The following is a 4561-nucleotide window of genomic DNA, read 5'->3' as shown; positions in this document are numbered from 1 at the left end:
GTAAGCGCTGTCCTGACCCCACCTTCCGGATCATCGCTTGATCATTGATGTTCAACCTCGAAAGAGGGCTAGGACATATGTCGATTTCAGAACTTACGCTTAAATCCAAGGATGAGCCGATACGCCGGTTTGAGGTGTTCACAGGCAATGGCCGTCGTCGCGAATGGAGCGACGATCAGAAGGCGCAGATCATTGCGGAGAGTTGCGAGCCTGGCGTCACGGTGTGCTCTGTGGCGCGGCGGCATGGATTGACGCCGCAGCAGTTGTTCACATGGCGACGGCTCGCCCGAAAGCCGCTTGATGTGTTGTCGGTGCCGGAGCAAGCACCAATGTTTGCACCAGCAGTCGTCGTGTCGCCCGAGAATTCGGAACCGAAGAGGGCGCGGCAAGCACGTTTGCCAAGAAGAACTTCTCCGGAGGCGGCCATTGAATTGCGGATTGATGGAGCCTGGCTGCGTATTGCCTCTGGCACCGATGCTGCAACCATTGCCGCCGTCATCCAGGCGTTGAAGGCTCAGTCGTGATTGGCCCGTCCGGTGCGGTAAAAGTGATGATCGCCACCAAGCCTGTCGACTTCCGCAAAGGTGCTGAAGGATTGGCGGCATTGGTAAAGGCCCAGATGGGTGCCGACCCGTTCTCGGGCACGATCTACGTATTCCGGGCCAAACGAACGGACCGGATCAAGCTGATCTTCTGGGACGGCAGCGGCGTGTGCCTGGTCGCCAAGCGGATCGAGGATGGCGAGTTCCATTGGCCTCGAATGCAAGACGGTGTGATGCATCTGACGGCCGCCCAGTTCTCGGCTCTGTTCGAAGGATTGGACTGGAAACGCGTGCATGCGCCGAGCGAAACGCGCACGCCGATAAAGGCCGGATAACGGGCGCGACCAATTGAATCAGAGCCATTCAGCGTCTCGCTCCGAGCGGCAAAATATGCTGTTCTCGATCCATGACGATGACGGCAGACGAGCTTCCGGATGACCTGAACGCGCTGAAAGCAATGGTGCTTTCGCGTGAGGCGGAGAATGCCCGCCTGCGGCAGATCATCAAGGAATTACAGCGTCACCGCTTTGGTCGACGGGCAGAGACGCTTCCAGAGGACCAGCTTCTGCTTGGGCTTGAAGAGGCCGAACAGATCGAGGCTGCCGGGCTGGAAGAGAAGGAACAAGGCTCGACTGCTCTGCGCCAGGCGCAGGTCGCTAAACGGCGTACGAACCGGGGTTCACTGCCAGCGCATCTGCCGCGCGTCGAGATCGTGGTCGATATCGATAACCATGCCTGCCCCTGCTGCCGCAACGACCTGCATCGGATCGGCGAGGATGTCAGCGAGAAGCTCGATCTTGTGCCCGCCCAATTCCGGGTGCTCGTGCTGCGCCGCCCGAAGTATGCCTGCCGGGCCTGTGAAGAAGTCGTTGTCCAGGCTCCGGCCCCGGCAAGGCTGATCGAGGGCGGCATCCCGACAGAGGCAACCGTCGCCCAGGTGCTGGTATCTAAATATGCTGACCACCTGCCGCTGTATCGCCAGGCGCAAATCTACAAGCGTCAGGGCATCGACCTCGACCGTTCGACGCTCGCCGACTGGGTCGGTCGCGCCGCCTGGCATCTACGCCCGGTCCATCAGCGGCTGCTCGATCATCTGAAGTCATCGTCCAAGCTCTTCGCCGACGAGACGACGGCCCCGGTGCTCGATCCGGGACGTGGCAAAACCAAGACCGGCCAGCTTTGGGCTTATGCACGAGATGACCGGCCGTGGCAGGGCGATGACCCGCCCGGTGTCACCTATGTCTATGCGCCAGATCGCAAAGGCGAACGACCGATGGCCCATCTCGACGGCTTCGTCGGCATCCTGCAGGTAGACGGCTACAGTGGATATCGCCCGCTCGCGGCAAAGAACACCGTGTCGCTGGCCTTCTGCTGGTCCCACGTTCGACGCCGCTTCTATGAGCTTGCTGCCGCTGGTCCGGCACCCATCGCCAGCGAGGCGCTGCGACGCATCGGCGAACTTTACAGGATCGAAGAAGAGATACGTGGCCGGCCCCACGAGGAGCGTCGTGTCGCCCGTCAGGAAAAAAGTCGTCCGATTACCGACAGCCTCGCTCCCTGGCTGCGTGAACAACTCGGCTACATCAGCCAGAAGACAAAACTCGCCGAAGCAATCCGCTATGCCTTGTCACGCTGGGACGGCTTGACCCGCTTCATCGACGATGGCCGGATCGAGATCGATTCCAACGTCGTCGAACGGTCAATCAGGCCAATTGCCCTCAATCGCAAAAATGCGCTATTTGCCGGTTCTGACGCCGGGGCCGAACACTGGGCGACTATCGCCTCGCTCATCGAGACGGCAAAGCTCAACAATGTCGAGCCACTGGCCTATCTCTCAGACGTCCTCACCAAGATCGTCAACAATCATCCAAATAGCCAGATCGACGACCTGCTGCCTTGGGCCTATGCCGCAACGCACGATCTCAAAGCCGTGGCCTGAAAACAGCGCTTACGAAGAACAGGATTGCTGCCGGAGACATATGGATCAAGGGCTCCCGCGCCTACCGCGCGCTCGATGAGCAGATGATCTCGCAACAGACCTTTGCTATCATCAAAGCCGAGGCCCGCATTCCGGTTGCGATCCCGGTTGATGTCGAGACCTATCTCGCCCAGAAGGCCGAAGCACTGGATCAAAAACTGCGTGAGGCCGCACATCGCCTGGAAGCGAGCCAAGGCGATACCCGCATCGGTGCGAAAGGATTGCGGGTCCCTGCCGTCAGGACCGCGGAAACCGAGGCTGCGCTCATATTTGCGAGACGTGTTGCAGCCCCATGCCGCCGGTCCGATTGACGGACCTCGTGGCCGATATCGACCGGATGACCGGCTTCAGTTCCCTATTCGAGCATCTTCAGACGGGGCGGTCACCGTCGGATTTACGGATATTCTATGCAGCGCTGATCGCCGAAGCCACGAACCTCGGCTTCTCGAAAATGGCGCATGCCTGCCCGGGCATAACACGCCGCCAGCTACAGCAGGTGGCAATCTGGCATTTCCGGGAGGAGACCTTCACGCTGGCGCTCGCCAAACTGGTTGAGGAGCAACACTGCGCGCCGTTCGCAACCGTATTCGGCTCGCACGCCGTTTCTTCCTCGGATGGACAGCATATCCATCTTGGCGACGGCGGCGAAGTTGCGGGGGGTGTCAACGGCAGGTATGGAAACAATCCTATTATCAAGCTCTACACCGCGATCTCTGGCCGCTACGCACCGTTCCACACCAAAATCACTGCCGCAACGGCGAGCGAAGCCGTTCATGTGCTCGATGCATTGCTGGAAACCGATGCTGGTCTCAATATTGTTCGGCACCATGTTGATGGTGGCGGCGTCAGCGATCGTGTATTCGCCCTTTGCCATGCTCTCGGTTTCGCCTTCGTGCCACGCATTCCCGATCTCGACGGACGATGTCTCTATGGTTTCGGACCAGCCAAACAATATGGAATTCTCCAAAGTGTTATGGGCGACAGGATCGATGCCGATCTGATCCGGGCGCATTGGGATGATATCTTGCGCCTGATGACCTCGCTGCGCACCCGTACAGTCAGCGCCTCACTCATGCTGAAGCGTCTTTCGGCAACAACCAGACAGAGCGGCCTCGCCCAGGCGCTGCGCCAAATGGGCCGGATTGAACGAACCCTATTCACCCTCGATTGGATCAATGACGAGCAATTGCGCAAGACCACGACGGCTGAATTGAACAAAGGCGAAAGCCGGAACAGCCTCGTGCGGGCGGTCAATCTTCATCGTCTCGGTCGTTTCCGCGATCGCAGCCAGGAAAATCTGTCGATCCGGGCTTCCGCACTCAACCTGATTGTCACCGCCATTATTCACTGGAATACAATCTACACCGGCCGCGTCGTCGATGCCCTACGCAAAGCGGGACAAGCTATCCCGGATCATCTGCTTTCCAGCCTGTCGCCGCTCACATGGGAGCATGTAAACCTGACCGGCGATTATCTCTGGGAAGAAAAACCGGCCCTCGATGAAAACGGCTTCCGCGCAATCCCGTTCACCCCGTTATCCGCCTACCGTATATCTGTGCCCCTTTAATGTTCAGGGGCGTAAAGGCACGCGAAGAAAAAGTTCCGCCGCCGCGATCCTATTTTCCCATCCGGCCGAAATCCGATAAAAGCCGAACGCAAGCGGCAACGGGCAAGCGCAATCCCGAGCGATGGGCGCGCAAGCGCCGCCTTGGCGATATGGCCGCCCTCCCCCCGCATCTGCGTGATTGTTTTACCGAAGGCGAACGGGCGGTGCTTTACATCGTGGCTGCTGACATACGCCAACACGAATCTTGCTGCTGCACCAACAAGGAAATCGGCGACCGCGCAGGCGTTGGCCTCACCACAACACGCAATGCGCTGCGCAAAGCGCGCGAGCACGGCTTGCTTGATATCCAGCAGCGCGAACAATGGCGCAGCAAGAACCTTGCCAACGTCATCCGCATGACCTGCAAGCGCTGGCTTCGCTGGCTTTCAAAATTCAGGCCAAAGCTTGGCTTTAATTTTCATTCCAAGGGTGTCA

General features: G+C 59.1%; 3 protein-coding genes and 2 pseudogenes. All 5 read left to right on the top strand.

All coding sequences use genetic code 11. From position 1 onward, the window contains the following. The first annotated feature begins 77 nt into the window (after positions 1-77). Positions 78-524: an IS66-like element accessory protein TnpA gene (gene tnpA, locus ACTJKP_RS26280; protein ID WP_181375986.1), complete on the top strand. Its 447-nt coding sequence runs from the start codon at positions 78-80 to the stop codon at positions 522-524. After that, complete coding sequence (gene tnpB, locus ACTJKP_RS26275; protein WP_109366349.1) at positions 521-877, top strand: IS66 family insertion sequence element accessory protein TnpB; 357 nt, start codon at positions 521-523, stop codon at positions 875-877. The genes tnpA and tnpB overlap by 4 nt, the downstream gene beginning before the upstream one ends. A gap of 71 nt (positions 878-948) precedes the next feature. Continuing rightward, on the top strand, positions 949-2481 hold the full coding sequence (gene tnpC / locus ACTJKP_RS26270) for an IS66 family transposase (RefSeq protein ID WP_121539677.1): 1533 nt from the start codon (positions 949-951) through the stop codon (positions 2479-2481). 14 nt (positions 2482-2495) lie between these two features. After that, a pseudogene (locus ACTJKP_RS26265) lies at positions 2496-4087 on the top strand (Tn3 family transposase); the annotation flags it as partial. Then, positions 4087-4561, top strand: a pseudogene (locus ACTJKP_RS26260) (hypothetical protein); the annotation flags it as partial. The pseudogenes ACTJKP_RS26265 and ACTJKP_RS26260, both read left to right, overlap by 1 nt.

The organism is Brucella sp. 22210 (assembly GCF_052045675.1).
GTDB lineage: Bacteria > Pseudomonadota > Alphaproteobacteria > Rhizobiales > Rhizobiaceae > Brucella.
Note: the sequence above shows the minus strand (reverse complement) of the source record. Positions and strands in the feature narration are given on the sequence as shown.